This window comes from [Mannheimia] succiniciproducens MBEL55E (genome assembly GCF_000007745.1).
Lineage (GTDB): Bacteria > Pseudomonadota > Gammaproteobacteria > Enterobacterales > Pasteurellaceae > Basfia > Basfia succiniciproducens.
Window position 1 is genome coordinate 1,975,137 of the sequence record NC_006300.1, and the last position, 24,576, is coordinate 1,999,712.

27 protein-coding genes, 1 tRNA gene and 1 pseudogene are annotated in these 24,576 nt (G+C 42.4%); 8 read left to right on the forward strand and 21 right to left on the reverse strand.

Going from position 1 to position 24,576, the window contains the following annotated elements; translation table 11 throughout:
- The first annotated feature begins 371 nt into the window (after nucleotides 1-371).
- The gene (locus MS_RS09150) at nucleotides 372-1,010 is read left to right on the forward strand and encodes an IS256 family transposase, variant Zn-binding type (protein WP_011201163.1); all 639 of its coding nucleotides are present in this window, start codon (nucleotides 372-374) and stop codon (nucleotides 1,008-1,010) included.
- A gap of 192 nt (nucleotides 1,011-1,202) precedes the next feature.
- Here the strand turns inward: MS_RS09150 and MS_RS09155 are convergent, their stop codons facing one another.
- Nucleotides 1,203-2,036, reverse strand: a complete 834-nt coding sequence (locus tag MS_RS09155) for a LysR family transcriptional regulator (protein ID WP_011201164.1) — start codon at nucleotides 2,034-2,036, stop codon at nucleotides 1,203-1,205.
- A gap of 105 nt (nucleotides 2,037-2,141) precedes the next feature.
- Between MS_RS09155 and MS_RS09160 the strand changes: the two genes are divergently transcribed.
- Complete coding sequence (locus MS_RS09160; RefSeq protein ID WP_011201165.1) at nucleotides 2,142-2,789, forward strand: DsbA family oxidoreductase; 648 nt, start codon at nucleotides 2,142-2,144, stop codon at nucleotides 2,787-2,789.
- Nucleotides 2,790-2,851: 62 nt separating this feature from the next.
- Here the strand turns inward: MS_RS09160 and MS_RS09165 are convergent, their stop codons facing one another.
- Nucleotides 2,852-3,685, reverse strand: coding sequence for a LysR family transcriptional regulator (locus tag MS_RS09165; protein WP_041640050.1), 834 nt, complete (start codon nucleotides 3,683-3,685; stop codon nucleotides 2,852-2,854).
- 149 nt (nucleotides 3,686-3,834) lie between these two features.
- Here MS_RS09165 and MS_RS09170 point away from each other — a divergent pair, with 149 nt between their 5' ends.
- The 4 genes and pseudogenes from MS_RS09170 to MS_RS09185 form a co-directional block, all read left to right on the forward strand.
- Nucleotides 3,835-4,251, forward strand: coding sequence for a tautomerase family protein (locus tag MS_RS09170; RefSeq protein ID WP_011201167.1), 417 nt, complete (start codon nucleotides 3,835-3,837; stop codon nucleotides 4,249-4,251).
- Nucleotides 4,252-4,280: 29 nt separating this feature from the next.
- Nucleotides 4,281-5,450 (forward strand): NADH-dependent flavin oxidoreductase, encoded by a 1,170-nt coding sequence (locus tag MS_RS09175; protein ID WP_011201168.1) that lies wholly within the window; start codon nucleotides 4,281-4,283, stop codon nucleotides 5,448-5,450.
- Between the two features lie 12 nt (nucleotides 5,451-5,462).
- A complete protein-coding gene (locus tag MS_RS09180) occupies nucleotides 5,463-6,482 on the forward strand; it encodes an MBL fold metallo-hydrolase (RefSeq protein ID WP_011201169.1) in 1,020 nt (339 codons plus the stop codon).
- A gap of 531 nt (nucleotides 6,483-7,013) precedes the next feature.
- Nucleotides 7,014-7,802: pseudogene (locus MS_RS09185) on the forward strand (NADPH dehydrogenase); the annotation flags it as partial.
- Nucleotides 7,803-7,929: 127 nt separating this feature from the next.
- Here the strand turns inward: MS_RS09185 and MS_RS09190 are convergent.
- The 5 genes from MS_RS09190 to MS_RS09210 are packed head-to-tail and all read right to left on the reverse strand — an operon-like array spanning nucleotide 7,930 to nucleotide 13,894.
- The gene (locus MS_RS09190) at nucleotides 7,930-9,390 is read right to left on the reverse strand and encodes a hypothetical protein (RefSeq protein ID WP_011201171.1); all 1,461 of its coding nucleotides are present in this window, start codon (nucleotides 9,388-9,390) and stop codon (nucleotides 7,930-7,932) included.
- Nucleotides 9,351-10,469, reverse strand: a complete 1,119-nt coding sequence (locus MS_RS09195; RefSeq protein WP_011201172.1) for a TniQ family protein — start codon at nucleotides 10,467-10,469, stop codon at nucleotides 9,351-9,353. Before MS_RS09195 ends, MS_RS09190 begins: the two co-directional genes overlap by 40 nt.
- Nucleotides 10,427-11,314: a TniB family NTP-binding protein gene (locus MS_RS09200; protein ID WP_011201173.1), complete on the reverse strand. Its 888-nt coding sequence runs from the start codon at nucleotides 11,312-11,314 to the stop codon at nucleotides 10,427-10,429. The genes MS_RS09195 and MS_RS09200 overlap by 43 nt, the downstream gene beginning before the upstream one ends.
- Entirely contained in the window at nucleotides 11,314-13,242 is a 1,929-nt protein-coding gene (locus tag MS_RS09205; RefSeq protein ID WP_041640052.1) for a Mu transposase C-terminal domain-containing protein, read from the reverse strand. The genes MS_RS09200 and MS_RS09205 overlap by 1 nt, the downstream gene beginning before the upstream one ends.
- Nucleotides 13,232-13,894, reverse strand: coding sequence for a heteromeric transposase endonuclease subunit TnsA (locus MS_RS09210; protein ID WP_011201175.1), 663 nt, complete (start codon nucleotides 13,892-13,894; stop codon nucleotides 13,232-13,234). Before MS_RS09210 ends, MS_RS09205 begins: the two co-directional genes overlap by 11 nt.
- Nucleotides 13,895-14,028: 134 nt before the next feature.
- On the opposite strand from MS_RS09210, the gene MS_RS09215 reads away from it, so the two are divergent.
- Nucleotides 14,029-14,730 (forward strand): ATP-binding protein, encoded by a 702-nt coding sequence (locus MS_RS09215; RefSeq protein ID WP_011201176.1) that lies wholly within the window; start codon nucleotides 14,029-14,031, stop codon nucleotides 14,728-14,730.
- A gap of 78 nt (nucleotides 14,731-14,808) precedes the next feature.
- Here the strand turns inward: MS_RS09215 and MS_RS09220 are convergent.
- Nucleotides 14,809-14,883, reverse strand: a tRNA-Lys gene (locus MS_RS09220).
- Between the two features lie 245 nt (nucleotides 14,884-15,128).
- Here MS_RS09220 and yccS point away from each other — a divergent pair.
- The gene (yccS, locus tag MS_RS09225; protein ID WP_041640053.1) at nucleotides 15,129-17,315 is read left to right on the forward strand and encodes a YccS family putative transporter; all 2,187 of its coding nucleotides are present in this window, start codon (nucleotides 15,129-15,131) and stop codon (nucleotides 17,313-17,315) included.
- A gap of 340 nt (nucleotides 17,316-17,655) precedes the next feature.
- On the opposite strand, the gene rplQ is transcribed toward yccS, so the two are convergent.
- From rplQ to rpsH, 13 genes are all read right to left on the reverse strand, one after another.
- Nucleotides 17,656-18,039: a 50S ribosomal protein L17 gene (gene rplQ, locus MS_RS09230; RefSeq protein ID WP_011201180.1), complete on the reverse strand. Its 384-nt coding sequence runs from the start codon at nucleotides 18,037-18,039 to the stop codon at nucleotides 17,656-17,658.
- Between the two features lie 35 nt (nucleotides 18,040-18,074).
- Nucleotides 18,075-19,064: a DNA-directed RNA polymerase subunit alpha gene (locus MS_RS09235; protein WP_011201181.1), complete on the reverse strand. Its 990-nt coding sequence runs from the start codon at nucleotides 19,062-19,064 to the stop codon at nucleotides 18,075-18,077.
- Nucleotides 19,065-19,096: 32 nt separating this feature from the next.
- Nucleotides 19,097-19,717 carry a 30S ribosomal protein S4 gene (gene rpsD, locus MS_RS09240; RefSeq protein ID WP_011201182.1) on the reverse strand — a complete coding sequence of 207 codons (621 nt, stop codon included), beginning with the start codon at nucleotides 19,715-19,717 and terminating at the stop codon, nucleotides 19,097-19,099.
- Between the two features lie 29 nt (nucleotides 19,718-19,746).
- Nucleotides 19,747-20,136 carry a 30S ribosomal protein S11 gene (gene rpsK / locus MS_RS09245; RefSeq protein ID WP_011201183.1) on the reverse strand — a complete coding sequence of 130 codons (390 nt, stop codon included), beginning with the start codon at nucleotides 20,134-20,136 and terminating at the stop codon, nucleotides 19,747-19,749.
- 15 nt (nucleotides 20,137-20,151) lie between these two features.
- On the reverse strand, nucleotides 20,152-20,508 hold the full coding sequence (gene rpsM, locus MS_RS09250) for a 30S ribosomal protein S13 (RefSeq protein ID WP_011201184.1): 357 nt from the start codon (nucleotides 20,506-20,508) through the stop codon (nucleotides 20,152-20,154).
- A 139-nt stretch (nucleotides 20,509-20,647) separates the two neighbouring features.
- Nucleotides 20,648-20,761: a 50S ribosomal protein L36 gene (gene rpmJ, locus MS_RS09255; RefSeq protein WP_011201185.1), complete on the reverse strand. Its 114-nt coding sequence runs from the start codon at nucleotides 20,759-20,761 to the stop codon at nucleotides 20,648-20,650.
- 27 nt (nucleotides 20,762-20,788) lie between these two features.
- Nucleotides 20,789-22,114 (reverse strand): preprotein translocase subunit SecY, encoded by a 1,326-nt coding sequence (gene secY / locus MS_RS09260; protein ID WP_011201186.1) that lies wholly within the window; start codon nucleotides 22,112-22,114, stop codon nucleotides 20,789-20,791.
- A gap of 7 nt (nucleotides 22,115-22,121) precedes the next feature.
- The gene (gene rplO / locus MS_RS09265; protein ID WP_011201187.1) at nucleotides 22,122-22,556 is read right to left on the reverse strand and encodes a 50S ribosomal protein L15; all 435 of its coding nucleotides are present in this window, start codon (nucleotides 22,554-22,556) and stop codon (nucleotides 22,122-22,124) included.
- 4 nt (nucleotides 22,557-22,560) lie between these two features.
- Complete coding sequence (gene rpmD, locus MS_RS09270) at nucleotides 22,561-22,740, reverse strand: 50S ribosomal protein L30 (RefSeq protein ID WP_005543631.1); 180 nt, start codon at nucleotides 22,738-22,740, stop codon at nucleotides 22,561-22,563.
- 6 nt (nucleotides 22,741-22,746) lie between these two features.
- On the reverse strand, nucleotides 22,747-23,247 hold the full coding sequence (gene rpsE / locus MS_RS09275) for a 30S ribosomal protein S5 (protein WP_011201189.1): 501 nt from the start codon (nucleotides 23,245-23,247) through the stop codon (nucleotides 22,747-22,749).
- Between the two features lie 15 nt (nucleotides 23,248-23,262).
- Nucleotides 23,263-23,616 (reverse strand): 50S ribosomal protein L18, encoded by a 354-nt coding sequence (gene rplR / locus MS_RS09280; RefSeq protein ID WP_011201190.1) that lies wholly within the window; start codon nucleotides 23,614-23,616, stop codon nucleotides 23,263-23,265.
- A 13-nt stretch (nucleotides 23,617-23,629) separates the two neighbouring features.
- Nucleotides 23,630-24,163: a 50S ribosomal protein L6 gene (gene rplF / locus MS_RS09285; RefSeq protein WP_011201191.1), complete on the reverse strand. Its 534-nt coding sequence runs from the start codon at nucleotides 24,161-24,163 to the stop codon at nucleotides 23,630-23,632.
- 15 nt (nucleotides 24,164-24,178) lie between these two features.
- A complete protein-coding gene (gene rpsH, locus MS_RS09290) occupies nucleotides 24,179-24,571 on the reverse strand; it encodes a 30S ribosomal protein S8 (protein ID WP_011201192.1) in 393 nt (130 codons plus the stop codon).
- Between the last annotated feature and the right edge of the window lie 5 nt (nucleotides 24,572-24,576).

The window sequence follows — 24,576 nt, forward strand, 5'->3', positions numbered from 1 at the left end:
CCTGAAATAAGAAATATAGGCGTAAGGGACAAAAAAGGAGCTAAAAATCCCTGTAAGCCTTATGCTGTAAGGCTTTTAAGAGAGTCAAAGGTTTTGAACACAAAAAATGCATTTTCTGCGGCTCAAAACAGGTCAAAAAAAGCGGTTGGCAAAACGGACACCAACGCTACAAATGCAATGCCTGCGGCAGGCGTTTTGACGGAGGCAAACGCCTCAATCCCGATACGCTATGGAACGAATATACCCGAGGCAAACAAACTGCTCTGCAACTTGCGCAACGGCATGGTTGCAGCCGTAAAACCATCTTACGCCATCTCAATAAATACACCGGAAAATCCCAATACCCCGCACCCGCCAGAGCCAACATCATCATGGACACCACCTACTTTGGCAGAGCTTTCGGCATCATGGTGTTATACGACAGCATCAGCAAACAAGCATTGTTTGTGGAAGCAGTGAAATATGAAACTAACGCACTTTATGCCGCGGCATTGGCTGAACTGAAAGCCAAAAACATTGAAATACAAAGCATTGTTTGCGACGGACGCAAAGGTTTGATGCAGCTGTATCCGGACATTCCAACACAGCTGTGCCATTTCCACCAGGTTCAAATACTGAACCGCTATCTGACGCGTAACCCGAAAACGGATGCGGGCAAGGCGTTGCGGCAGTTGGCACTGAGTTTAAAATACAGCACTCAAAGTAGCTTTCAGGCTGCTTTTGAGGCATGGTACAGGCAGCATAAAGCCTTTCTCAACGAACGCAGCCTCAACGAAAAAACCGGCAAATCAAGCTACACTCATAGAAGATTGAGAAGCGCGTATTTCAGCCTGAAACGAAATCTGCCATACCTGTTTGTATTCGAAGATTACCCTGATTTAGACATCTGTAATACGACTAATCTGCTTGATGGTAAGTTTGCGGATTTGAAACAAAAATTGAGGTGTCATCAGGGCATGAAAAGGGATGCTAAGATAAAGTTTATTAAAGATTATTTCTCGTACAAATGAAGCGTATAGCGCCTTTTTTGTCCCTTAGGCGCTATTGTCTTAAAAATAGCTCCTTTTTTGTCCCTTACGCCAACAAACTTTCCGGCGGTTTGGGCAAGCGTCGAACCGTTTTTGAAAGCGGATAAATAACGCCGCGGGGATTTCGGCGGGGTAAACGATATGCCGATAAGCCTTGCCTTAAAGGTATCGACATCAATCCCGCAGGTTCTCAATCAGAAAATCCGCCGCCATTCGTACTTTTTGCGATTGGCGCACATCTTCGTGCATAACCAAATAAAGCGGTGCGCGGAAATATTCCATATTTTTAACCGCCGCTAAATCGGGGGAATCAATATAACACACGGGCAGCAGCCCTACGCCGAGTTGCTGCAAAACGGCGGATTTCATTATGTTGAAATCATTACAGGCAAAACGGACGGACTTGCCGGTAAGTTGCGTTTGCAGCCATTGTTGGTGCGTGCCGGTGAGATTCAGGCTTAAAAATTGCCGTTCGCTTTCGGGCGTGCAGGCGAGATAATCACGGTGGGCAAACCAACGGTATTCAACGTTCATCAAGCGGTGCGCCACCAAATCGTCCTGTTTCGGCTGAGCAATACGCAGGGCAATGTCGGCTTGGCTTCGGTGCAGATTGCTTAAGCCCGAATCGCTGTTAAGTATCAAGCGGATATGCCGGAAACGGCGGTAGAAATGCGCCAAAAGCGGCGTAATCAGGCTGTTTGCCACAAAGGGCGGTGCGGAAACCGTTACTTCGCCCATCGATTGGCATTTGTCTTGTGCGGTTTGGGCGAATTGCTTGATGTTAAGCTGTAATTTTTTCGCTTCGGCATACAGATCCCGCCCGTCATCCGTGAGTAGATAGCGTTTATTAATACGGTTGAACAGGTGCAGACCGAGTTGTTTTTCCAGCCGTTCAATTCGGCGCGAAACCGTGCCGTGTTCCACATCAAGTGCATTGGCGGCGGCGGTAAGCGTCTCTTTTTCCACTAAAAGTACAAAATAATGCAAGTCGTTCCAGTCTAAATTCATCGCTTTATTGTGAATAAATAAACAATACTGTGAATTTTAAGGCTTTTATTGTGAAAAAACAATGGATAAAATAACCGCACTTTCACTAAGCAAAAGAACGCAATCATGAAAAAAATCAAAATTGAAATGTATTCCGACTACGCCTGCCCGTTTTGCTACATCGGCAAAAGCCATTTAGAACAAGCGCTGGCGCAATTTGAACACGCTGATAAGGTGGAAATCGTACACAAAGCCTACGAACTTTATCCGCAAACGGGCGAAACCGTTACCAGCACCACGCAAGGTCGTATTGAGTGGAAATACCATAAAACGCCCGAACAAGCGCTTGAAATGATCCGCCATATCGAAAATTTGGCAAAACGTGCCGGTATTGCAATGAACTATGAAAACGTGCAAAACACCAACACGTTCAAAGCGCACCGTCTGACCAAATTTGCAGCAAGCAAAGGCAAAGAAAACGAAATGTACAACCGTTTGATGAAAGCCTATTTCACCGACAATCTGCCGCTTGCCGACCGTAAAACCCTGCTTCAATGTGCCGAAGATGTGGGGCTGGATTTGGCGGAAACCGAAGCATTTTTAAACAGTAACGATTTTGCCGATTCGGTTACGGCTGATGAAACCCAAGCCCGCCATATCGGTGTGCGCTCCGTACCGTTTTTCGTTATCAATGGCGTTGAAGTTGCCGGTTCACAGCCGCCCGCACGGTTTTTAGCATTGTTGCAACAGGTTTATGCCGCAAATAATATGTAAAGGATAAATGAAAAGCCGTCTGAAAGTTACCACACTTTCAGACGATCTTTTTTCATCTGCCATCACTCCCGCAATATCTCAATCAAAAAATCTGCTACGTCACGCACTTTTTGTGCGTGGCGGACATCTTCGTGCATGACTAAATGCAGTTGTCCGATGAAAATTTCGCTTGTATGCACTTGAATAAATTCCGACGAATTACCGTATTCAAACGGAAGCCAACCGATACCCAGCTTTTGCATCACCGCCGACTGCATAACGGCAAAATCATTGCATACAAAACCGATTGATTTATCCGCAAGCTGCTTGTTCAGCCATGGCGTATGCGGGCCGGTGACGCCGAAATCAATATATTGCCACTGGCTTTCAGGGGTGTTTTTCACATAGTCGGCGTGGGCAAACCAGCCGTATTGCATATCCCGCAAGCGGCGAACCACCAGATCATTTTGCTGCGGCACCACTAAACGCAAGGCAATATCCGCTTGGCGTTGGTGCAGGCTGCTGATTGCAGTGTTGCTGCTCAGCACCAAGCGGATTGCCGGGAAGCGTTGCTGAAACGCTGCCAAATGTGGGCTGACCAAGGCGTGTGCAATCATAGGCGGCATGGAAACCAGCACGTTGGTCATTTCCTGCAGGCTGTCTTGCGCGGCTTGCACGAATTGGCGGACGTTGAATTGCAGCTTTTTCGCTTCGGTATAGAGCCGCTGGCCGTCTGCGGTGAGCAGATAGCGTTTGTTGATGCGGTCAAACAGATGCACATTGAGCTGCTTTTCCAACCGCTCGATACGGCGGGATACCGTGCTGTGTTCCACTTGCAATGCTTCCGCCGTGGCTTTCAGGGTTTGTTTTTCCACCATCAAAACAAAATAATGGATGTCGCTCCAATCTAAATTCATCGTTTCTCTCCGCTGTTCTTTCGGTTTTATCGTGCATAAATGCACGTTGTTCTGCAATTTTAACGCTTTCAATGTGCGTAAACAATGGGTAATATGCACACATCAATTAGATATGACTTCATTCAAATTTAACTTTTAGGAGAGAAAAAATGCCTGTATTTAACGCCCACGTTGCCCAAGGTAAATTGACCAAAGAACAGAAACAAGGTTTAGCCGATGCCTTTGTCTTGGCGATTCACGATGCACTCAATGCCCCGATGGAAGACCAATTTGTCATCATCAACGAGCATCCGCAAGATAATATCTTTATCCACCCGACCTTCCCGAATATGCAGCGTACCGACAAGCGTATGGTGGTGACGGTGGATGTCAGCACCACCCGCACGCTGGAGGAAAAACGCAAGCTCACCGAGCTGGTGACCAAATATGCGGTGGAAAAAGCCGGTATCGGGCAAGACGATATTTCTTTGCTGATTTATGCCTTACCGTTGGAAAACATGAGCTTCGGCAGAGGGATTTTGATGCCCGATGATGCGGAAGCGATGGTCAAACGCACCCGCAGTTAATCAAGCCGAATGTTCATTAGGAGCTAAACATGAATAAAAAATTTGAACGCTTATTTGAAACCGTCACCTTTCCGAACGGCGCGACCATCAGCAGCCGTTTTGCCATGGGGCCGATGGTGATTGTCGGTTCTGAATCTAACGGCGAAATCGGTGCGGACGACCTCGCCTATTGGCAGCGCCGCAATGATGCGGGCAGCCTGCTGATTACCGGTGCGACCGCCGTATCGGATTACAGCGATGCCTACGGCAACGGCTTGAAACTGCATAAAGACGAACTGCTCGACGGTTGGAAACAATTAGCCGCCGTGATGAAAGCCAAAGGCAACCGAGCGGTGGTGCAATTATTCCACGCCGGTTATCGTGCCGCTTTCACTTATAAAGACAAAGGCGTGGCGTACAGCGCCAGTAGCAAGGAATACGGATTTTTGGATTATCCCGTCACCGGCATGACCGAAGCACAAATCGAAGACACCTTAAACGAATTTGCCGCAGCGGCGAAGCGTGCGATTGATGCCGGTTTTGACGGTATCGAAATCCACGGTGCCAACCGCTATCTGATCCACCAATTCTTTTCGGCGGTTTCCAACGTGCGTGACGATCAATGGGGCGGCAGCCTTGAAAACCGCGCCCGCTTCGCCTTGGAAGTAGTCAAACGCATTCAAGAGGTGATCAAGCAATATGCCAAAGCGGATTTTATCTTGGGTTATCGCATTTCGCCGGAGGAAATCCATCGTGAAGGCAACGGCTTTACCTTTGACGAAGCCTTGTATCTTATCGACGAAGTAGCAAAATTGGGCGTGGATTATTTCAACGTGTCACAATCCGGCGTACGCGGTTTCGCCGCCGAACCGAAAGCCGGTGCTTATATGGGGCAAGCCATCAGTAAAGTGATTAAAACCCGACTTGTCGGTCGTGCTTTGCTGCTTGCTTCCGGCGATTTGACCAGTCCGGACAAAATCTTAGAAGCGGTCACGGAATATGCCGATATTACTTCCAATGCCACTATGGTATTACTCGATCCGGATACCAAAAACAAAATTCAAAGCGGTCGTGAAGATGAGGTATCGTTAGCGGTGGATGAAACGACGATTGATGATTTAAAACTGCCGAAAGCGTTTTATAAAATCGCCCCAATGATCGTCACCAGCCAGTTTGTACCGCAACACACTAAAGACTTGATTTATAAAGAACCGAAATAAAAGGAAAAGAGAATGAAAAAACTCGTTTTAACCACATTAATCAGCGCCACTTTGGGTTTGTCGGCAATCGCCGCCCATGCCCACCCGACTTACGCACCGGCTAAAAACGCCGTCAAAATGCAAAAAACGCAAGTGCCGGGCTATTTCCGCCAAATGGTCGGCGATTATGAAGTCACCGCCCTGTATGACGGCGTGGGCAATTTGGATATGTCGCTGATGGCGCCGTTTACTCAATTCAGCAAAGCAGAATTAGATGCGATGTTGGACGATGAATTTGCCCAACGCAGCGAATTAGGCGGCTTGGAAGGCACAATTATCGGCTTTTTGGTGAATACCGGTGACAATCTGATTTTGATTGATGCGGGCAAAGGCGAAGCCGAAGCACCGATTTTCTTGGACAAACAAGGCCGTCTGATCGACAGCCTGAAAGCGGCAGGCTACCAGCCTGAACAAGTGGATATTATCCTGCCGACCCATATGCACGCCGACCACATTAACGGCATCACCGAAAAAGGCAAACGCGTGTTCAAAAATGCCACCGTTTACCTGCCGTTGCAGGAAAAGGCTTTTTGGCTGGATACGCCGATGGACAAACTGCCGTCTGAAATCCATCCCTTTATCGAAGCGGCACGCTACGCCGTCGCTCCGTATTTGAAAGCGGATAAAGTGAAATTCTACAATGCCGGCGACGAAGTGTTTGCCGGTGTAAAAACCGTGCCGCTATTCGGCCATACCCCCGGCCACAGCGGTTTTGAATTTACATCCAAAGGCGAAAAAATCCTGTTTTGGGGCGATGTGATGCACAACGGTGCGGTGCAAATGGCACATCCCGAAGTGGCGATTGAATTTGATGCCGACGCCGAAGCCGCCCGTACCAACCGCCAAACGATTTTGACTAAAATCGCCGCCGATAAAACCCTGATCGCCGCCGCCCACCTGCCGTTCCCGGGCTTAGGACACATCAAAACGGAAAAAGACGGCAAAGGCTACCGCTGGTATCCGGTGCAGTATCGCCCGTTTGATAAGCATTGATGGAAAATCAGCTAAAAGTGTTCGCACTTTGACCACGTTTTAAAGTAAGGCCGTCTGAAAGTTTTCAATCTTTCAGACGTTTTTTTATTTCATTGTGAAAAAATACTCAACAATGTGAATTTAATAGCTATTATGCGACAAAAATTCCCATTAAAATAAACGTTACGTTATTTATCTCATAGGAGAACTATTTCAATGAAAACAAATAAAACCTTACTCACCGCTTTACTTGCTGCTGCATTCGGCTTTTCTGCTGCCAGCGTTCAAGCACACCCAATTCACACTCTGGCAAAAAAATGCGGTACCAATGCAGCTGACCCAAGTGCCGGGCTATTACCGTGTGATGTTGGGCGACTTTGAAGTTACCGCTTTGCTCGTAGAATACCGCCCGATTCGCAAAAATAGATAAAAACCGGCCGCTCTTTCGGCTCTCCGGCGCAGAGCGGTTTCTTTTTTAAGCTGTTATGCGATCTTATCAGTGCTATATTGAGCAGAACGTATCAACAAATAACCCAATCAAGGAGTTTTCAAATGGCTAAATTCCGTTATTTAACCGAACCTTTTCAAATCAAAAATTTACAGTTAAAAAACCGTGTAGTCATGCCGCCGATGTGTATGTATGTGGCGAAAGAAGACGGTATTGCCAATAATTGGCATTTTGTGCATTACGTCAGCCGCGCCGTGGGCGGGGTGGGGTTGATTATCGTGGAGATGACCAATGTCGCCGACAACGCCCGTATTTCGCCCGACTGTTTGGGCTTGTGGAACGACGAGCAGGCACAGGCACTGAAAAAAATCGTGGACGAATGCCACGCGCAAGGGGCGAAAATTGCGGTGCAAATCGGACACGCGGGGCGTAAAGCCTTAGGCTGGGACGATGTGGTTGCGCCTTCCGCCATTATTTGCGATGAAAGCGTAACCAGCGATAAAAGCCGCTGGTCGTACAAAATGCCGCGGGCTTTAACCACTGAAGAAGCGGAACAAGTGGTGCTGCAATTTCAAAGTGCGGTGCGAAGAGCGGTAGCAATCGGTTTCGATGCCGTTGAAATCCATGCCGCACACGGCTATTTAATCCATCAGTTTTATTCGCCGAAAATGAATATTCGTACCGACAAATACGGACAAGACAAATGCCTGTTCGGTATAGAAGTGATTCAAGCGGCAAAAGCGGTAATGCCGGCCGAAATGCCGTTGTTGGTGCGCATTTCCGCTCAAGAATACAGCGATAACGGTTTTCCGGCCGAATACGGCGTTTCTGTTGCGAAACGCTTTGCCGAGGCGGGCGCGGACGTGTTGCACGTTTCCGGCGGCGGCGACGGTAATTTCATATAAGCTCCAATTAGTTTGATGGTTAATAACTGGACAGCACTTTAACAATTAAGCGATTTCTGTCGAGAAATGAGTTTCAATTTTTCGAGCAAGATCGCAAAAATAACATTTTTTCTCGTCAAAACTGCGGTTTTATGCGCAGATAGATGTCTTGTGGAAGGAAATAATCCTTCGTGTTGTCACGGTAATAAGCCACACCATCTATCAGTACAATGGCATCAAATTTTGGCTTTTTGATTTCGATACCGTGCAAACTATATAACACAACTGAAAGCAGATCCATCTGTTCAGCAGTAGTTAATTCTGTTTGCTTGTAGAGTTCAACTAAACGTTTCGAATAATGCTTTTTAAGCTGTTTCGCTTTCATCTGTTGGATGAGTTTACGGTCAATCTTTAACTCACGACGATATGCCGATTTCAGGTGATTAATAAAGCCTGTAATTGCCGCAATTTGACCTGTTTTTTCACTCAAGTAGTTATTTAACTGTTCCTGTGTAGGATAGTCTGTAACCGCTTGAGAACTGATTAAGTCGATAGCTGGTTGCAAAGCTAACCGAACAGATTTTAGTGAAGTTTTACCATCATCATATCGTCTTTGTAAAAGTTTATAGTAACTTGCTATACAAGGTATAGATTCTTTAAGTTTATTAAAAAGGGATTGTATGCGTTGCATTTCAGCTAAGTCGTCTTTTAAAGCTTCATCTACAACTACTTGATTCGTATCAAGTAACCAGCGTAATACAGTTAAATTTGCACGCAAGCCGTTTGGCTTGAAGTGCGTAACCAACTCCGCATAATCAGGAATTTTCTGCCAAATATCATCGCAATCAATGAAGAAACGCATAAAATCCGAGCCTTTATGCAAAACAACGCTGATACCACATTTTCGCATATACCAGAAAATGAATTTCTTGTAGGCGGTTTTAACCGCCTTATTACGCAAAATATGTCCATTCAGACGAATCATATTGAACAATAAACTTCGTCTTGCGCAATCAGGGCAAACATTACCGTAACCAGACGGCATTTCACCTTTGCATTTCGAGCAAGTGGAAAGTAACTTTTCGTCACATTTCTTGCATAATTGCTTCTCTTGGTTGTGAACCTTACGATAACGGCGACAATTCTTGCAAGTAGCAAAGGTATATCGGCGATAACACTGCAAACAGACCGATTCATTCGTTACTAGTGAACGGTATCTATCGCGTGTCATTTTACCACATTCTGAGCATTCTATTTCCTCTCGGAAATAACGAGTGCAAGAACTACATACCGCACCGTAACGACTTATCATACCGATTTCAAATGTACCTGAGGTTTTACCACAGCGTACGCAATCTGTTAATTTTTCACACTCAAGGCAAAGTTCGCCCTCGCGGTGAATACGCTTGAGTTGTCCGCATTGCTTACAAGTCTTTTTCTTAAACCATTGGGCGTAGCAATTCGCGCAATAATATTCCTCTTGGAATTTGCGTGTTACTTGAGCTTTGCCACAAATAGAGCAACTATTTCTCTTTTGAGGGCGGATCTTAGTGATTTTCATGCTGCGATTTTTAACTGTCGTTTCAAGCGTTCCCATTGACGGTTCATACTTAAAACAGAATCGGTTTTAGGCTTATTGGTTACTGTTTTACGGCTTACGGTTTTGCCTTTGGATGCATATTTAAAGAGTGTATCAAGCTCCATAGGGTAGTTTTCAAAGGCAAACGCCTTTTGTGTTATAGCGCTTTGTTGAGTAGCTTGAATGAAATCCTTACTTGATAAATTTAGGATTTTAATCGCGTTTACCAGTAAGTTTTTACGTTCTTCAACAGGAAGTTGTTCAAACGCAAGGGCTGTTCTTGTCTGGCATATTTCTGCTTGAGAAATGCCGCATTCTTCCACAAATCTAGCAAAAGCGTGAGTGGATTTTGCGACCGCAGTACGCCGAACAAGATTGATGAAGTAACGCAATACAGCAAAATACACTTGAGCGTCCACACGTTTTCCAAAACATTCACCTGAATTAGTTGTAAATACCTTATCAAGCGTTTCCATCGTTGCAATTTCTACTTCATTAAGCGGTGTAGTAATGACCTGTAATTTCTCACCGCATTGATGACAGTAGTTTAGCTGTCGCTTCTCTGCTGAAAGCAAATGCGGTTGATACAGTCCGCCACAACAAGAGCATTTAGATCCAAATAGAACCTTATGTTTCAAACAACCAAAGTGCCAGGCAAAACGCCATTCATTACGCAAATAAGGAGTTTCTTCTAAGCAGCAAGGACAATAAGATTGACCGACACGAAATGAACGATTACGTGAACCTCTTGAAAGCACCCACTTAGCTTGACCTTTAATGAGAGTATTTTTGCCGTTAATCGGTCTCAATACGGAATAAAGCGAATGATTCACTAAGTTTACCTGCTGATTAAGCGATAATTCGGTAATATCAGCATAAATATGCTGTGCAATTGGTTCAAACCCTCTATCTAAATCATACGTCCATAGTCGCCATTTATTCCAATAAAACCCTGTAAACGTAATCGGCTCTGTACCACAATCTAGGGCAGCACGAATAAGCCATGAACTAATACTTTCATTCGAGTAGAGCGGTGTTTTGATAACACCTAATTTTATCCGATAATTTTTCGGAAGCCCTGCGTTGGTTGTACCCATGAATTTTTCTCGATGATGTCTAACGTAATTTGCTCAGTACCTGATGTAATCGCTTCAACGGCACACACCGTTAATAAGCGATGTACATTGCCTAAGTTACCACCTGAAATTGTATGAATTTTCGTTGCCAACTCTGGCGAGTGCAGATTAGAACATTTCTTCAATGGCAAAATACCTTGAAATTGGAAGAGTAGCTTTTGAAAATCCTTATCCAATTTCCATGTTGGCAATTCAGCAACATCAAAACGGCTGGCGTGTTGTGGGTCAGTGTGTAGTACACGAATTGCATCTCTTGTACCTACACCGACAATAGGAATTTGCAGTTCATTACATAACATTTTAATCGCATTCATAACCTGACGTTGCAAACGTGGTGTACCAACCAACAGAGAATGAAACTCGTCAATAATCAACATTTTGACACGAAATTCTCGGAACAAATGGATAGTCTGATAACGAAGTTTTGCTATCGTATCTGTCGGCTTATATGGTACGTAGAACCGCTCTAATAATGAGATGTACAATTCTTTTTCATTCGCACTTGGTGGGGCTTCGGCAAGAAGAATAGGGTAAATCGCATTAGAATCACTGTCGATATACGCCTGACCGTACAAGTCGAAGAAGCGGCGGATCAGTGTGGTTTTTCCATTATTGGAATCGCCGACAATCAACAAATTCAACATTCGTGGGCGTTTTGGTTTATTCATTAAAGAAACCAAATTATCCATAATGTCTTTGGCGACGCCATAACCTAACCATCTTGGCTCGTCCAAGAACGCAATCCTCTCCTGATTGTCCGCTGTCACAAGATGGCGGAATTTTTCATGAATATGTTCGTATTGCATTAGTCTACCTCACCAAAAGATAAGCTCTCATCATCTAAAGCAAGCAAATTCGATGTTACTACGACTGGTACAACAGCCTTAGTTTCCACTTTCGTTTCAATAATTGGCTTACTTGCTTTGTGCATTTTTTGTCGTTCAGCCTGACGGCGTGCTTTTTTCGTCCGTTGAGCCGATTCAGCAACCATTTCACGCATCTCGGTTAAACCATCTAAAACTTGTTGCTCGTTGATATATTTATCACCTTTATTCGCAATTCGGCTACGAACCTCTCTATATTCCCAAATGCTCATTTCGGGCATTGCCTGATTTGCAAATGGAATTGGGAAGTAACGTTTTAATTTCGGATCATAAAACCAAATTTTGCTGATATTTCGCGGGTCTCGGCGAAACAGAAATTCCTTAGATTTACCGCTTTCATCTGAATCACTGATATACATATTTAGTGCAACATCGTAATAACGAAGTCCGTCAATTGTTACACCATTATGCTGAATGGTACGAGTGATACTTGGCAAGAAATCAAGTAGTAGTGTTTGTTCATCAACAGGAAGTTGCGGATAACCACATCCCACTTCATTTTCATCTCCAAAAATACCAATCTTCCATTTTTGTTCAGGAGAAATGCCTAAAGCAGAATGCACACGTTTGTGGTAAACATTCACAATGTAATGTACCAACCATTTTTCAAACTCATCGAGAGTCATAATGGCCTCTTTTTCCGAATCGTAAGAGTCACGCTCTTTGATGTTGGAGAATGTTGTTCCCGCTAAACTGTGAACTTCTTTCATAAATGTACCGATAACACGCTCAATATGTCCGCCATATTCAGGTCGCCCCATCGGCCTAAATTCAAGATGGATTCCGTGTGCAGAACAAGATTTAGATAAATCCAAAGCCTGAAAATCTGGGCCATTATCCACATGCACTTTCACTGGGTAGCCAAAAGCATTCCATTCTGAGCCTTGCAAACCTAAATCAAGCAGTAGGCGTTCTTTCGGCAAAATGCCACGTGCAATACACATCGCCACCGAAGTTACAGAAGGCGCATCAAGTGAAAGGTAATAACCAACAATCATTCTGCTGTATATATCTATCGCAACCGTCAAAAACGGTCGGCCAATCGGTTTACGATACTTACTATCCACAATAATTAGGTCAACTGGTGTATGATCAATTTGTACCACACTCAATGGATAATCCGCATCAGGAAAGCTATTTGGCTTCGGCTTAAATTTGTTGCGTGCCTTTTCTCGTTGCCCGCGTTTCCGTAATCGCTCTTCCTCTGAAATATGCAAAATGCGTATACGGATGGTTTCTTTGCTTGGGCTTTCCACTTTTTCAATTTTGCATCGGCGGCGAATTTCTCTAATGGTTTGCTCAGTAGTTGGGCGTTGTTTATGCAGGTAAAACTCATTGATTACCTGCACGATCAGCTTGTCTTGCTCTGGCGTTAAGCGGGAATTTCCTTGTTGCCATCCACGTTTTTGATCGACTAAACCTGCGATAGATCCTATGGAATTATAGGCTTGTAACCAACGGTATAATGTACGAGGGTTCACCCCAACATCTTCTGCACGAGCCTTAACTGCGTAAGGCCGATGTTGATCCATCCCTAATAACGGTTTAATTGCTTCATATTTTTGTTGGGCTTTCTCCCAATATTCATTACTAATAGCGGTTAAATCCACAGACAGATCCGTTCGCTCGTTCATTTTGAAATTCTCAAGCTGATGAATACTGACGACTTTGGTTGTACGAGTGTTGAGATTTCGGACGAGCAGTTGGGAGGGTTCATCCATATAATCAACCAATTCATACTGTTCTCCATCTTCTCTATTTAGGTAAATATTACCTTTTTGCAAAATAATACGTCCCCGATCTAATCGGTGATGATAGCGCTTTTCTGTAAATCCAGAGTTACTCATCATTATTCCCCCATACCTCGGTAAATTCATTAAGTGGTAGAAACCAATTGCAATGTAGTTGTTTCGTTGCCAGTAAGTGATAGATGATTTGTAGGCCTTTCATGCGATATAGAGAACCTGCAAAAAATCGAGAGAGTAAATAGTCAATCGTGGTATTTCCCATCAGTTTTACTTGGGCTAAAATGACATTTATATCTTCTTGTTCATGCTGTATTCGCTTATAACGCTGGACATAGTTGAGATTGAAAAGTGCTAGATGTCGAATCCGATCTTCATCATACACATGGAATACATAGCCGTTTTCTTGGCAAAAACATATTGCAGCTTTCCATTTTTCTTTCCATTCTTTCCAGTGCTTCTGCCATTTTGCTTTCGGTTTGACCTCGATTAACATCGGCTTTCGACCGTCTGTAAATGACAAGAAGAAATCTGGTGTATAGGTATAAGTGATCCCATTCTTGACGAAAGGTAGGGTAGTCGGTTGAGAGACGATTTTATCTACTGAAGGTAGATAAGTGAAATACATCAAAAAATCACGCTCTAAAGTCGATTCATAGGGAATACTCACTCCGTTTTTAAAGGGAATATGACCCGACACACTCATCCAAGTGGGCTTAATTTTTCTAACCTGTTGAAAACTATGTGTTTTTCTCATAATAATTTGACACCTATTTCTTGTTTTCTAAATAATTTGACAGCTATTTCTAGTTTTTATGACATTTATTTCTGGTTTTTATGTCGTAAAAAATAGGATAAACCCTTATCTTTTCGTTGAATGAATAGCTAATTATGACATTTATTTCTAGTTTTTACAGAGGAACCATTCCCAAACCGGGAGAAATATCGCTGGCACATAACGGTGTGCTATTCTTAGACGAATTACCCGAATTTGAACGGCGGGTTTTGGATGCCTTGCGTCAACCTTTGGAAAGCGGGGAAATTATTATTTCCCGTGCTACGGCGAAAATTCAATTTCCGGCTAAATTCCAACTTATTGCGGCGATGAACCCAAGCCCTACTGGTAATTATCAGGGAACCCATAACAGAACTTCCCCGCAACAAATTATGCGTTATTTAAACCGGTTATCCGGGCCTTTTCTTGATCGTTTTGACTTGTCAATTGAAGTACCGCTATTACCTAAAGGCGCTTTGCAGAGTTTGGATAACCGCGGCGAAACCAGTGCGCAGATTCGACAGAGAATCTTGCAGGTGCGGGAAATCCAATTAACCAGAGCCGGTAAAGTTAATGCTCATTTAAGCGGCAAAGAAATTGAACGAGATTGTAAATTAAGTACTCAGGATTCCATATTTCTGGAAAATGCCTTAACAAAATTAGGGCTTTCCGTGCGCGCCTATCACAGAATTCTAAAAGTGTCGCGCACTATTGCCGATCTGGACAACGAACTCCATATCAGTCAGCGCCATATTGCGGAAGCCTTGGGATACCGCGCGATGGACAGGCTTTTACAAAAGCTGAACAACAACGATTGATCTATAATCCAAAATAAGATATTGCATTTAAAACTTTAGAAAAATTAACCGCACTTTTAACAATTAATTATTGGAAATTGGTGGGTCGTGAGCGATTCGAACGCTCGACCGACGGATTAAGAGTCCGCTGCTCTACCACTAAGCTAACGACCCACAAACGAAAAGTGTGGTTATATTAAATAAAATCCCAATAAAATGCGACCATATTTTTTATATTTCTCACCCTTTTTTGACATAAGATAATTTTATTTTCGAGTAAATACAGCTAAATCAATAAAGCGAAAAATAACGCTGATTTTTTCCAAAACAAGCGCATACTTAACTTGCTATCTCTATTCGGGCAACTTAAACTCTTCTTATCGTCTTTGACTGGTTTAAGGCTTACGGATATTTATACTATGAACGGATTATTAAGAAAAATAAGTTCGAAATGGCTAACTGAAAGTATTATCAAAACACTTCCTATTTTTATTTCATCCAACTTAGTAGCTATCGTTATTTGGAAACTACAAATTTCTCATTTAGCAATGCCGCTGATTTTAGGCGTTATTGCCGGCGGTTTAGTTGATTTGGACAGCAGTATCGGCGGAAGAATCAAAAACCTGATTTTCAGCTTGATTGCCTTTGCTATTTCTTCGCTGGGTGCGCAAATATCATTAGGATACGGCTGGATTTTTATCCCGGCAGTAATGGTCAGTGCGTTTATTCTGGTTATGCTTGGTGCATTGGGACAACGTTACAGTACCATTGCTTTCGGTACGTTAGTAGTCGCTATCTATACCTGTTTAAGTTATAACCCTGAAATGCCCTGGTACGGAAATATGTCGATGATTCTCATGGGGGCAACTATTTACGGATTGGTAAGTATTACCGTGTATTTATGTTTCCCAAACCGAGTAACGCAGGAAAATTTAGCCAATTCTTATGATGCGTTAGGAGAATATTTACAGGCAAAATCAGAATATTTTGATCCGGATGACGATAATTTAGCAACGAAACAAATCAATTTAGCCGAAGCGAACCGTAAAGTTATGCCGGCTTTTGATCAAACAAGAGTATCGTTATTTTATCGATTACAAGGGCATAATCATCAAGTAAGGACACGCCGATTACTGCGTTATTATTTTAGTGCGCAAGATATTCTTGAAAGGGCAAGTTCCAGCCATTATCAATATCATGAACTTTTTCAAGAACTGAACAATACGGATCTGATGTTCCGTTTTCAACGGGTAATGGAATTGCAAGCCGCCGCCTGTCAAAAAATAGCAACGGCGCTTCGCCGGAGAGAAACCTATACTCATAGCCCTCGGGGAAAGAAAGCATTACAGGGCTTACTTGATTCTTTAAATTATTACAATAAGCAAGGATTACCAAATACTTATCGCTGGCAGATGATTGCGGAAAACCTCCGTAATATTGAAAACCAATTGAGCCAAATAGAACAAGATAATATTAGTGTAGAGGCATCGGATAACGAATTAGTAAAATCAATTCGATTAACCGGTGAAAATGTCTCCGGAATACAAAATATGTTCAGAGTAATACGCGGACAATGCACTTTTTCTTCTCAATTATTTCGCCATGCCGTCCGGCTTTCTATTTTAATGGTGATTTGTAGTGCGCTCGTTCAGATTTTTAATTTAGACAGCAAGGGATATTGGATTGCCTTAACCGCAATTTTTGTCTGCCAGCCGAATTACGTCGCTACCAAAAAAAGATTAATACAGCGGATTATCGGCACTGTGTTGGGTGTTATCGTCGGCTACAGTTTTCAGTATTTATCACCAAGTCTTGAGGCGTTATTAGGTTTAACCGTATTAACGGGCAGCTTATATTACTTTTTCCGTCTGAGTAACTACGGATCCTCAACATTTTTTATTACTCTACTTGTTTTCGTCAGTTTAAATGTCATTGGTGTAGGTGCAAATGAAGGAATCTTACCAAGATTGTTTGACACCTTACTCGGTACCGCATTAGCCTGGATTGCCGTATCATTCCTTTGGCCGGACTGGAAATATTTGAATCTACATAATAATTTGAAAAGTACGTTATCCGCCTGCACGGAATATATGCGCCACATAATTGCCCAATTACAATTCGGTTATAACGACCAACTGGCTTATCGCGTAGTGCGTCTCGAAGTGCATAATAATATTTCCTCACTTAGTGCGGTTATTTCTAATATGTATTCGGAACCGGGCAAATATCAAAAGGCCTTAGAATTTGCGCCTAAATTGCTTGGCATTACCTACACATTATTAAGCTATATTTCCACAATGGGGGCCTATCGTGCGGCAAGCAGGGAACTGGATCACAATACAGAATTTTCCGCATTATTTTTTAAATACGGTAAACAAACGACAGAAATCCTGGATTGTCTAACTGATAAAAAATGTTCGACTGATAATATTAATGAACGAATTAAAATTATTGACGAAAATCTAGCTCGATTTAATAAATATGATAAACAAAGCAATGGCATCGAACAGGTACTAGTGCAGCAACTAAGAATGATATTACAGCTACTGCCGCAATTAGGGGTTTTAGTGAAAACAGAAAACTCGTATTTTCAATTAGAATCCTAAATCTAATTTTAAGCAAAAGAGCCGCCTCAATTGAAGGCGGTTTTCATCAAAAGTGCGGTTAAAATTTTGAAAATTTCATTAAGTAAAAATTTTATAATTAATTCGAAAATATCTTCCTCTTTAATTAAAATAATAAAAATTCGCTCTAAATGACTAAACCATACAATACCGAAAGCCCCGTATTTTCTAAATATGGCCAATAGCCGGTAAAATTAATTTTGCATTCTGTATCAATAGCCCGCAATACCGGGCTATTAATTACATGCTCTACGCTTAAAAAGTTTTACTAGGCAAATAAAAAAGCCCGCTATCGCGGGCTCTTCAATAATAAATTAAAAAATTATTCTTCTACAGCTGCTGCTGTTTCTGGGCGATCTACTAACTCAATGTAAGCCATTGGAGCGTTATCACCTGCACGGAAACCACATTTTAAGATACGAGTATAACCACCCGCACGTTGTGCAAAACGTGGACCTAATTCATTGAATAATTTAGCAACAGTTTCAATGTTGCGTGTACGAGCGAAAGCTAAACGACGGTTTGCTACGCTGTCTTCTTTTGCTAATGTAATTAACGGTTCAACTACACGACGTAATTCTTTAGCTTTTGGCAATGTAGTCTTGATGATCTCGTGACTAACTAAAGAACTTGCCATATTACGGAACATCGCTTGGCGATGGCTGCTATTACGGTTTAGTTGACGACCACTCTTACGATGGCGCATGATCTTATCCTTCTCAGAAAAATCTAACCAAGAAATTAGTCTTCAGCAATACTTGCCGGAGGCCAATTCTCAAGGCGCATACCCAGTGACAAGCCACGAGAAGCAAGCACGTCTTTAATCTCAGTAAGGGATTTCTTACCAAGGTTAGGCGTTTTTAATAACTCGACTTCAGTACGTTGTACTAAATCACCGATATAATGAATTGTTTCTGCTTTCAAACAGTTAGCAGAACGAACTGTCAACTCTAAGTCATCAACAGGACGCAACAGAATCGGATCGAATTCTGGTTTCTCTTCCTTAACTTCAGGTTGACGAACATCTCGCAAATCAACGAATGCATCAAGCTGCTCTGCTAAAATTGTTGCTGCACGACGAATCGCTTCTTCAGGATCAATAGCCCCGTTTGTTTCAAGCTCAATAACCAACTTATCCAAGTCAGTACGTTGCTCAACACGTGCTGCTTCAACATTGTAAGCAATACGGTCTACAGGACTATAGCATGCATCCACTAACAAGCGACCAATTGGTCGTTCTTCGTCTTGAGCATGTACACGAGCTGATGCTGGTACATAGCCTCTGCCACGTTGTACACGAATACGCATATTAATTGATGCGTTTTCGTCGGTTAAGTGACAAATAACATGCTCAGGATTTACGATTTCAACATCACCGTCATGGGTAATGTCTGCCGCAACAACAGGGCCGATTCCAGATTTGTTTAATGTCAGAAAAACATCATCTTTATTCTGAACTTTAACCGCTAGGCCTTTTAAGTTTAGAAGCACTTCAAGAATATCTTCTTGTACGCCTTCTTTACTGCTGTATTCGTGCAATACGCCATCAATTTCTACCTCAGTTACAGCACAACCTGGCATTGAAGATAGAAGAATACGACGCAATGCATTACCCAGAGTATGACCGAAGCCACGCTCTAACGGTTCTAAGATCACTTTAGCATGAGTTGGGCTGACTTGCTCAATATCAACTAAGTGTGGCTTTAAAAATTCTGTAACAGAACCCTGCATTTTATCCTCTCTTTGCTTCCAAGCTTTAACTATTATTTAGAGTAAAGCTCAACGATCAGATGTTCGTTAATGTCTGCTGATAAATCAGAACGTTCAGGAACACGTTTGAACACACCTTCCATTTTAGCAGCATCAACTTCTAACCAAGTTGGTTTTTCTCTTTGTTCTGCTAATTCTAACGATGCCTTAATACGAGCTTGTTTTTTAGACTTTTCACGTACAGCAACAACATCGTCAACTGAAACTTGGAAAGATGGAATATTCACAACACGACCATTTACAACAATCGCTTTATGACTCACCAATTGGCGAGCTTCAGCACGAGTTGCAGCAAAGCCCATGCGATAAACAACGTTATCCAATCGACCTTCTAATAATACTAGTAAGTTTTCACCGGTATTACCTTTTAAACGGTTTGCTTCTTTATAGTAGTTACGGAATTGACGTTCTAAAATACCATAGATACGACGAACTTTTTGTTTCTCACGTAATTGACTACCATAGTCAGACAAACGCGGTTTACGAGCACCGTGTTGACCGGGTGCTGTATCAATTTTACATTTAGAATCGATAGCACGCACGCCAGACTTAAGGAATAAGTCTGTGCCTTCACGACGGCTTAGCTTGAGTTTAGGACCCAAATATCTTGCCATTTTCTTTCTCCAATTATCCTAACGTCAGATTAAACACGACGTTTTTTCGGTGGACGACAACCGTTATGAGGAATCGGAGTCACATCAGTAATATTCGTGATTCGGAAACCCGCAGCATTTAATGCGCGAATTGTTGATTCACGACCCGGACCCGGACCTTTAACCATAACTTCCAAGTTCTTTAAGCCGAATTCTTTTACAGCTTCAGCACAACGTTCTGCTGCTACTTGAGCTGCGAACGGAGTTGATTTACGAGAACCACGGAAACCTGAACCACCTGCGGTTGCCCATGCAAGAGCGTTACCCTGACGGTCAGTAATAGTCACGATTGTATTATTGAAAGATGCGTGAATATGCGCTACGCCATCTACAACTTGTTTTTTTACACGTTTACGTGCACGAACTGGTGTTTTAGCCATTAATATTTACCCCGACTATTTTTTGATCGGCTTACGAGGACCCTTACGGGTACGCGCATTAGTTTTAGTACGTTGACCACGTACCGGTAAACCACGACGATGGCGTAAACCACGATAACAACCTAAGTCTAAAAGACGTTTGATGTTAAGTGTTACTTCACGGCGTAAGTCACCTTCAACGGTAAATTTACCAACTTCGTCACGCAGTTTGTCAATCTGCTCTTCAGACAATTCGCTGATCTTAACATTTTCGGCAATACCTGCAGCTGCACAAATTGCTTGTGAACGAGTTTTACCGATACCATAAATTGCTGTTAAAGCGATCACAGTATGTTTATGATCAGGAATGTTAATGCCTGCAATACGGGCCACTATGCACTCCTATTTTCTAATTAATTTGACACACTGATCTTGAAAAGCCCGTTTTCAGGATACTCAAACAGTGTGCAAGGACATAAATGAGTTGAGCAGTATAACTGCTCAACTGGTTCTTGCAAGAAAAAACTATCAATTAACCTTGACGTTGTTTATGTTTAGGATCGCTGCATAAAACACGAACGACACCTTCACGTTTAACAATTTTACAGTTACGACAGATTTTCTTTACAGAAGCACGAACTTTCATTGCTTATCCCTTTTATTTCTAGGACGGTTATTGTCCAAAACCTCTAAGGTTTGCTTTTTTCAGCGCAGATTCATATTTAGTTGACATCAAATGACTTTGAATCTGAACGATGAAATCCATAATTACCACTACAACGATCAGTAAAGATGTACCACCGAAGTAAAACTGTACATTCCATGCTGACATCATAATGTAAGGAACCAGACACACAAAGGTAATATATAAACCGCCAATTAATGTTAAGCGGGTCATAATTTTATCAATATAACGTGATGTCTGCTCACCTGGTCTAATTCCGGGTATAAATGCTCCAGATTTTTTTAAATTATCTGCTGTATCACGAGGATTATATTGCATTGCTGTATAGAAAAAACTAAAGAAAATAATAGCAATAGCGTAAACAATCAAATATAACGGCTGACCTGGATGCAGTAACATCGACAGATCGGTTAACCATTCAAGACTCGATCCTTCACCGAACCATTGTGTTAATGTTGCGGGGAATAAAATAATACTTGAAGCGAAAATAGCCGGGATAACACCTGCCATATTCACCTTCAATGGTAAATGAGTTGAATGACCGCCTAAAATTTGACGACCTTGTTGACGTTTAGCATATTCAACTTTAATTCGTCTTTGACCTCTTTCGAAGAACACCACGAAATAGGTTACCGCAAAAACAATTACGGCAATTAATAAAAGAACTAATAGATGCATTTGCCCTTGACGAGCCTGCTCAATAGTTTGACCGATAGCCGAAGGAAGTCCGGCAACAATCCCTGCGAAAATAATTAAAGAAATACCGTTACCAATTCCACGCTCTGTAATTTGTTCACCTAGCCACATCAAGAACATAGTCCCCGTAACAAGGCTGATTACAGCGGTAAAATAGAAACCGAAACCTAAATTAGGTACTAAACCCGGCAACATATTAGGTAAGCCTGTAGAAATACCGATTGCCTGTAAAGTGGCAAGTCCTAAAGTCGCATAACGAGTATATTTGCTAATTTTGCGACGACCTGACTCACCTTCCTTTCTTAATTCATTTAATGCGGGATAAACTGTTGCAAGCAATTGGATAATAATCGATGCCGAGATATACGGCATGATACCCAATGCAAAAATAGACGCCCGACTTAACGCACCACCAGAGAACATGTTAAACATATCAATGATGGTGCCTTTTTGTTGTTCAATCAACTGAGCTAACACGGCTGCATCAATACCAGGAACCGGAATGAAAGAACCTACACGGAAAACTATTAGTGCACCTAATACGAAAAGTAATCGACTTTTAAGTTCACTACTACCGCTTTGGGTACTTCTACTTTGATAGCCTGGTTGCTTAGCCATTTGTTAATTATTCCTCAACTGAACCGCCAGCAGCTTCAATTGCTGCTTTTGCACCTTTAGTCACACGTAGACCGCGAACAGTTACAGCACCTTTAACCTCACCCGCTAAAACAACTTTAGCGAATTGGATATCTTTAGTGATGATATTTGCAGCTTTTAGTGATTCTAAAGTTACTACGTTATTTTCTACTTTAGTTAAATCATTCAAACGAATTTCCGCTGTTACAGCAGCTTTCATTGATGTAAAACCAAATTTTGGTAAACGACGGTATAAAGGCATTTGACCACCTTCGAAACCACGACGAACACCGCCGCCGGTACGAGATTTTTGACCTTTATGACCGCGTCCACCGGTTTTGCCTAAACCAGAGCCAATGCCACGACCTAAACGCTTAGCGCTATGCTTTGCACCTTCAGCCGGAGCCAGAGTATTTAAATACATTATATTACTCCTCTACTTTAACCATGTATGAAACTTGGTTAATCATACCGCGTACTGCCGGAGTATCGATTAACTCAACAGTATGGTGCATATGGCGAAGACCTAGACCACGTAAAGTAGCTTTATGCTTCGGTAAACGAGCGATAGAACTACGTACTTGTGTTACTTTGATAGTTTTTGCCATTGTCAATTACCCCAAAATTTCATCAACGGTTTTACCGCGTTTTGCAGCAACCATTTCAGGTGATTTCATATTTGCTAATGCATCAATCGTTGCACGAACAACATTAATCGGGTTGGTTGAACCATATGCTTTAGAAAGAACGTTACGAACACCTGCAACTTCTAACACGGCACGCATTGCACCGCCTGCGATGATACCGGTACCTTCACTAGCCGGTTGCATAAATACGCGAGAACCAGTGTGAATACCTTTAACAGGATGTTGTAATGTACCTTCGTGTAAAGCTACATTAATCATATTGCGACGTGCTTTTTCCATCGCTTTTTGGATCGCTGCCGGAACTTCGCGCGCTTTACCATAACCAAAACCTACGCGACCATTACCATCACCCACTACTGTTAAAGCAGTGAAACTCATGATACGACCACCTTTTACTGTTTTTGATACACGGTTTACCGCGATTAGCTTCTCTTGCAGTTCACCAGCTTGTTTTTCGATGTTTGCCATCTAAAATTACCTCTATTAGAACTGTAGACCAGCTTCACGGGCAGCGTCCGCTAAAGATTGGACACGACCATGATATTTAAAACCGGAACGATCGAAAGCGACATCTTTAATGCCTTTCGCTAATGCTCTTTCTGCAACTAGTTTACCAACTACTGCCGCGGCATCTTTGTTACCGGTATATTTAACTTGCTCACTGATTGCTTTTTCTACTGTGGAAGCTGCGGCAAGCACTTCTGAACCGTTTGGTGCAATTACTTGTGCATAAATATGACGCGGAGTACGGTGAATCACTAAACGTGTCACTCCGTTCTCTCTCATCATATGACGTGCACGAGCTGCACGACGGATACGAGCTGATTTCTTATCCATAGTGTTACCTTAATTATTTTTTCTTAGCTTCTTTCGTGCGAACCACTTCATCAGAATAACGAACACCTTTACCTTTATAAGGTTCAGGGCTACGGTATGCACGAATATCTGCTGCAACTTGACCAATTAATTGTTTGTCGGCACCTTTCAACACAATTTCGGTTTGAGATGGACATTCTGCAGTGATACCTGCTGGTAAAGTATGCTCAACTGGGTGAGAAAAACCTAAGCTTAAGTTAACAACATTGCCTTTAACTTGTGCTCTGTAACCAACACCCACTAATTGTAACTTCTTAGTGAAGCCTTCAGTAACACCGATAACCATAGCATTAACTAATGCGCGGGTAGTACCAGCTTGTGCATTTGCTTCAGCTCCGTCATTACGAGGAGAGAAAGTTAATTCATTATTATCTTGTTTAACTTCAACAAAGTTATGAATGGTACGAGTTAACTCGCCATTTTTACCTTTAACTGTTAGTAGCTGACCGTCAAGTTTTACTTCAACGCCGGCAGGAACACTAACAGGTGCTTTTGCAACACGAGACATTTTCCTACCTCTCTATTAAGCTACATAACAAATGATCTCACCGCCTAAACCAGCTTGACGAGCTGCACGGTCAGTCATTACACCTTTAGATGTAGATACTACAGCAACACCTAAACCACCCATAACTTTTGGTAATTCGTCTTTACGTTTGTAAATACGAAGACCAGGACGGCTTACGCGTTGGATACTTTCTACAACAGGTTTACCTTGGAAATATTTTAAAGTAATTTCCAATTCAGGTTTTGCACCTTCTAAAACTTTAACGCTTTCAATATACCCTTCCGCAGCTAATACGTTGGCGATAGCCACTTTTAGCTTGGATGAAGGCATACTGATCGCAACTTTGCTCGCAGCTTGACCGTTACGAATACGAGTCAACATATCTGCGATTGGATCTTGCATACTCATTGTGC

What these genes read in the sequence shown, in the direction of transcription:
- MS_RS09150 (WP_011201163.1), top strand. Translation starts at nt 372, where the DNA reads ATGGACACCACCTACTTTGGCAGAGCTTTCGGCATCATGGTGTTATAC.
- MS_RS09155 (WP_011201164.1), bottom strand. Translation starts at nt 2,036, where the DNA reads ATGAATTTAGACTGGAACGACTTGCATTATTTTGTACTTTTAGTGGAA.
- MS_RS09160 (WP_011201165.1), top strand. Translation starts at nt 2,142, where the DNA reads ATGAAAAAAATCAAAATTGAAATGTATTCCGACTACGCCTGCCCGTTT.
- MS_RS09165 (WP_041640050.1), bottom strand. Translation starts at nt 3,685, where the DNA reads ATGAATTTAGATTGGAGCGACATCCATTATTTTGTTTTGATGGTGGAA.
- MS_RS09170 (WP_011201167.1), top strand. Translation starts at nt 3,835, where the DNA reads ATGCCTGTATTTAACGCCCACGTTGCCCAAGGTAAATTGACCAAAGAA.
- MS_RS09175 (WP_011201168.1), top strand. Translation starts at nt 4,281, where the DNA reads ATGAATAAAAAATTTGAACGCTTATTTGAAACCGTCACCTTTCCGAAC.
- MS_RS09180 (WP_011201169.1), top strand. Translation starts at nt 5,463, where the DNA reads ATGAAAAAACTCGTTTTAACCACATTAATCAGCGCCACTTTGGGTTTG.
- MS_RS09190 (WP_011201171.1), bottom strand. Translation starts at nt 9,390, where the DNA reads ATGGGAACGCTTGAAACGACAGTTAAAAATCGCAGCATGAAAATCACT.
- MS_RS09195 (WP_011201172.1), bottom strand. Translation starts at nt 10,469, where the DNA reads ATGGGTACAACCAACGCAGGGCTTCCGAAAAATTATCGGATAAAATTA.
- MS_RS09200 (WP_011201173.1), bottom strand. Translation starts at nt 11,314, where the DNA reads ATGCAATACGAACATATTCATGAAAAATTCCGCCATCTTGTGACAGCG.
- MS_RS09205 (WP_041640052.1), bottom strand. Translation starts at nt 13,242, where the DNA reads ATGATGAGTAACTCTGGATTTACAGAAAAGCGCTATCATCACCGATTA.
- MS_RS09210 (WP_011201175.1), bottom strand. Translation starts at nt 13,894, where the DNA reads ATGAGAAAAACACATAGTTTTCAACAGGTTAGAAAAATTAAGCCCACT.
- MS_RS09215 (WP_011201176.1), top strand. Translation starts at nt 14,029, where the DNA reads ATGACATTTATTTCTAGTTTTTACAGAGGAACCATTCCCAAACCGGGA.
- yccS (WP_041640053.1), top strand. Translation starts at nt 15,129, where the DNA reads ATGAACGGATTATTAAGAAAAATAAGTTCGAAATGGCTAACTGAAAGT.
- rplQ (WP_011201180.1), bottom strand. Translation starts at nt 18,039, where the DNA reads ATGCGCCATCGTAAGAGTGGTCGTCAACTAAACCGTAATAGCAGCCAT.
- MS_RS09235 (WP_011201181.1), bottom strand. Translation starts at nt 19,064, where the DNA reads ATGCAGGGTTCTGTTACAGAATTTTTAAAGCCACACTTAGTTGATATT.
- rpsD (WP_011201182.1), bottom strand. Translation starts at nt 19,717, where the DNA reads ATGGCAAGATATTTGGGTCCTAAACTCAAGCTAAGCCGTCGTGAAGGC.
- rpsK (WP_011201183.1), bottom strand. Translation starts at nt 20,136, where the DNA reads ATGGCTAAAACACCAGTTCGTGCACGTAAACGTGTAAAAAAACAAGTT.
- rpmJ (WP_011201185.1), bottom strand. Translation starts at nt 20,761, where the DNA reads ATGAAAGTTCGTGCTTCTGTAAAGAAAATCTGTCGTAACTGTAAAATT.
- secY (WP_011201186.1), bottom strand. Translation starts at nt 22,114, where the DNA reads ATGGCTAAGCAACCAGGCTATCAAAGTAGAAGTACCCAAAGCGGTAGT.
- rplO (WP_011201187.1), bottom strand. Translation starts at nt 22,556, where the DNA reads ATGTATTTAAATACTCTGGCTCCGGCTGAAGGTGCAAAGCATAGCGCT.
- rpmD (WP_005543631.1), bottom strand. Translation starts at nt 22,740, where the DNA reads ATGGCAAAAACTATCAAAGTAACACAAGTACGTAGTTCTATCGCTCGT.
- rpsE (WP_011201189.1), bottom strand. Translation starts at nt 23,247, where the DNA reads ATGGCAAACATCGAAAAACAAGCTGGTGAACTGCAAGAGAAGCTAATC.
- rplR (WP_011201190.1), bottom strand. Translation starts at nt 23,616, where the DNA reads ATGGATAAGAAATCAGCTCGTATCCGTCGTGCAGCTCGTGCACGTCAT.
- rplF (WP_011201191.1), bottom strand. Translation starts at nt 24,163, where the DNA reads ATGTCTCGTGTTGCAAAAGCACCTGTTAGTGTTCCTGCCGGCGTTGAA.
- rpsH (WP_011201192.1), bottom strand. Translation starts at nt 24,571, where the DNA reads ATGAGTATGCAAGATCCAATCGCAGATATGTTGACTCGTATTCGTAAC.